Consider the following 3,019-nt stretch of genomic DNA (forward strand, 5'->3'; position numbering starts at 1 on the left):
CAAGCACGCACATCACCTACATTCTAACAAATGAAAATATTAAAAGCAATAGAAAAAACCAGAGCTGATGCCCTGGTTTTCTTTATTAAGCGACTTGATATGTTCACGGATAAAAAGAAGTTCACCAAGTTCCTGCTCCAAATCTTTTAACTGACGACTGAGTGTCGGCTAAGTAATCATCAGCTTCTCAGCTGCCTTGGAGATACTCCCCTCCTCAGCAATAGTAATAAAATAACGAAGCACTCTTAACTCCATGCCATCCTCCTAATTTTCCTCATAAGATTTAAACGGTTGATTCTTCTCAGGATATCGGTCTGGTGTAATGGCGAGTCCCATTTGCTCTTTTTCGTGATATAACTCTTTCATAAGCGACCACATCATCAACACTAGTACTATAGAAAATGGAAAAGCGACAATAATGAGCGTGTTTTGTAAAGCTGTCAATCCACCAGAAAACATGAGTGCAATAGCAATCAAGGCCAGCATGACACCCCAAATCACCTTTTTACGATTACTTGGATTTAGATTGCCATCTTCAGACAACATGGCCAAAACATAGGTGGCAGAATCCGCCGAGGTCACAAAGAAGGTTAAAACTAAAATAATTGCCAGGAGTGAAAGGACACTTCCCAGAGGATATTCATTAAAAGAGGCAAAAAGAATTTCTTCTGTGGCAAAACGTATCAAATTAACCCCCGAATCTTGTAGTGAAGTAGATAAGGTACCAAAAGCAGAAAACCAGATAAAACTAAGGACTGTTGGTGCCAAAAGCACTACTGTCAAAAATTCGCGAATAGTCCGACCTTTTGAGATACGGGCAATAAAGACGCCCACAAAAGGTGACCAGGAAATCCACCATGCCCAGTAAAAAATGGTCCATTGGTTAATCCAAGCCCGCTTGGTCTCATCAAAAGCCGCCGCCCGAAAACTCATACGGAAGAAGTTTTGAAAATAAAGGCCGATAGAGTCTGTCATGGTGTCAAATATCTTAACCGTTGGCCCCAAAACTATGACTCCAGCAAGCAAGACAACAGCTAAAATCAAGTTTGTATTAGATAGGATTTTAACACCCTTTCCTAAACCTGATAAGGCAGAAATAAGAAAAAGAATTGTCGCAATGATGATAATGATGACTTGCACAAGACTATTATTAGGAATACCAAAGACATAGGAGAGACCACCATTGATTTGTGAGGCACCAAAGCCGAGCGTTGTCGCTACCCCAATCACTGTCGCAATAATGGTGATGGTATCGATAATGGTTGCTATTGGTCCGTCCGCATATTTTCCAAAAAGAGGCTTAAAGACGACTGAGAGCTGATATTTCTCCCGTTTACGAAAGCCAAAATAAGCCAAAGACAATCCCACCAGGGCATAGACCGCCCAAGCATGAAATCCCCAGTGAAAAAAAGTAAAACGAAAAGCATCTGCGAGAGCATCCGCACTGCCTATTTCTGCATTGGGCGTCGAGATAGCAAAGTGACTCAAAGGCTCTGCTGCCCCATAAAAGACCAGACCAATCCCCATTCCAGCAGAAAACATCATGGCAATCCATGACGTCGTCGAATGCTCTGGCCGACTCGTGGGATTACCCAAGCGAATCTGCCCTATCGGACTTACAATTAAAAAGACACAAAAAATTAAAATCCCCGTAACCAATAACAAGTAAAACCAGCCAACACTAGTTGTTAAGAGATTTTTTAAGTAAGAACTAATATTTTGAAACTGCTGGGGAACAAAGAGCCCTAACAAGACTAAAATAAATATGATGACGAGTGAAAGCTGAAAAACTTTTGTTATTTTAGAATGCTTCACCATTTTACCTCCTTATGTGTTCTTAGTTATAAAAAGTTTTTGAGAAAACTTAAAATTCTATATGGTTTCATTGTAACACAATTGTTTAATTTATACATATAACAACCGAATACATCCAACATATTCGCACCGTATTCTTCAAATATTTGACTAATCTTTTGAGAAAGAGATCCCTTTTTCTTTTGCAATATTCTTGATTTTAGCTTTGAAACTATTAGCATTTGAAAATTTCACGACAAGACCTCCACATATGATTGTAGTTTTTCGGTTACTTTAAATAGTTGTGCATAGTGATACAACTTGGCATAATCAACAGCTCCTTTTTTAAAGTAAGCTTGAAAAGCTGGAGCAATAACTTGAATATCGACATGATAAGCTGTTCTCAAACACTCCACTAATGTTCGTTCCATATCATATACTGAGATAAACTGTCCAGCCTGTCGCTCCAGTCTAATAATACCGATTTCATGATACTTTCTAGCGACAATTGGCTTGACACCAGCTTCTTTCATTGGCCTCGTATTTGTCCCGAAAGGAAAAGTCATCACAGGCTCAAATGGAATGGTAAGGGACAGACCATGTAACCAAAGTGCTGTTTCTAAGGATGGAAAACGGTACTGTAAACTAAAATAGTCATCGATATAGGTATCTGGCAGATGATAGATACCTCTTTCAATTGATTCCACTTTCCCTTTTGAGACTAATTGATTCAGTTGTTAATAAGAAAAGTTAAGCTCTTCCATATCACGAAAAGTTATTACTCCATGATTATTTTTAATATAATTATAAACGGGTTTCTCTAACAAATCCATATCACCACCTCCAAAAACAATATGCTAACAAATCAAGTCATTGTTAGCATATCCTTTTTTATTTCGTCGTATACGCAAAATTCAAGTTACTATCCACTCCAGATAATTTACGGAAGGTATAGTTTGGATTGCCATTGTAATTGGTTTCGGAGATAAGGAATGAGCCATTTGGGTAGAGTTTTTCGACGAAAGCCACATGTCCGTATTCTGCTGGTGTGCCATGTCCTCCTCCCGCAAAGGAAATAATATCTCCTGCTTGTGGACTTGTCGCCAAAATCAAAAAGACACTGGAAACCATCATCAATCATTCTGGCAAGAACCGTCGGCAAACCCAAGTTAGCAATAACAAATAAAATGGCCGCCGTAAAATTCATTGCTAGCCACTTAGGATA

The 3,019-nt window shown here is 38.9% G+C and carries 1 protein-coding gene and 5 pseudogenes; all 6 read right to left on the bottom strand.

What is annotated here, in order from left to right; all coding sequences use genetic code 11:
• Positions 1-99: 99 nt before the first annotated feature.
• Positions 100-255 (bottom strand): annotated as a pseudogene (locus HMPREF1517_RS10675) (LysR family transcriptional regulator); the annotation flags it as partial.
• Between the two features lie 9 nt (positions 256-264).
• On the bottom strand, positions 265-1,818 hold the full coding sequence (locus HMPREF1517_RS07255) for a BCCT family transporter (protein WP_037600637.1): 1,554 nt from the start codon (positions 1,816-1,818) through the stop codon (positions 265-267).
• A 165-nt stretch (positions 1,819-1,983) separates the two neighbouring features.
• Positions 1,984-2,049: pseudogene (locus tag HMPREF1517_RS10820) on the bottom strand (nucleotidyl transferase AbiEii/AbiGii toxin family protein); the annotation flags it as partial.
• Positions 2,046-2,627, bottom strand: a pseudogene (locus HMPREF1517_RS07260) (type IV toxin-antitoxin system AbiEi family antitoxin domain-containing protein). The pseudogenes HMPREF1517_RS10820 and HMPREF1517_RS07260, both read right to left, overlap by 4 nt.
• A gap of 58 nt (positions 2,628-2,685) precedes the next feature.
• A pseudogene (locus tag HMPREF1517_RS07265) lies at positions 2,686-2,901 on the bottom strand (CHAP domain-containing protein); the annotation flags it as partial.
• Between the two features lie 19 nt (positions 2,902-2,920).
• Positions 2,921-3,019, bottom strand: a pseudogene (locus tag HMPREF1517_RS10500) (ABC transporter transmembrane domain-containing protein); the annotation flags it as partial.

The organism is Streptococcus sp. ACS2 (assembly GCF_000525585.1).
Lineage (GTDB): Bacteria > Bacillota > Bacilli > Lactobacillales > Streptococcaceae > Streptococcus.

Excerpts from the sequence above, each read along its gene's own strand:
- HMPREF1517_RS07255 (WP_037600637.1), bottom strand. The coding sequence starts at position 1,818 with ATGGTGAAGCATTCTAAAATAACAAAAGTTTTTCAGCTTTCACTCGTC.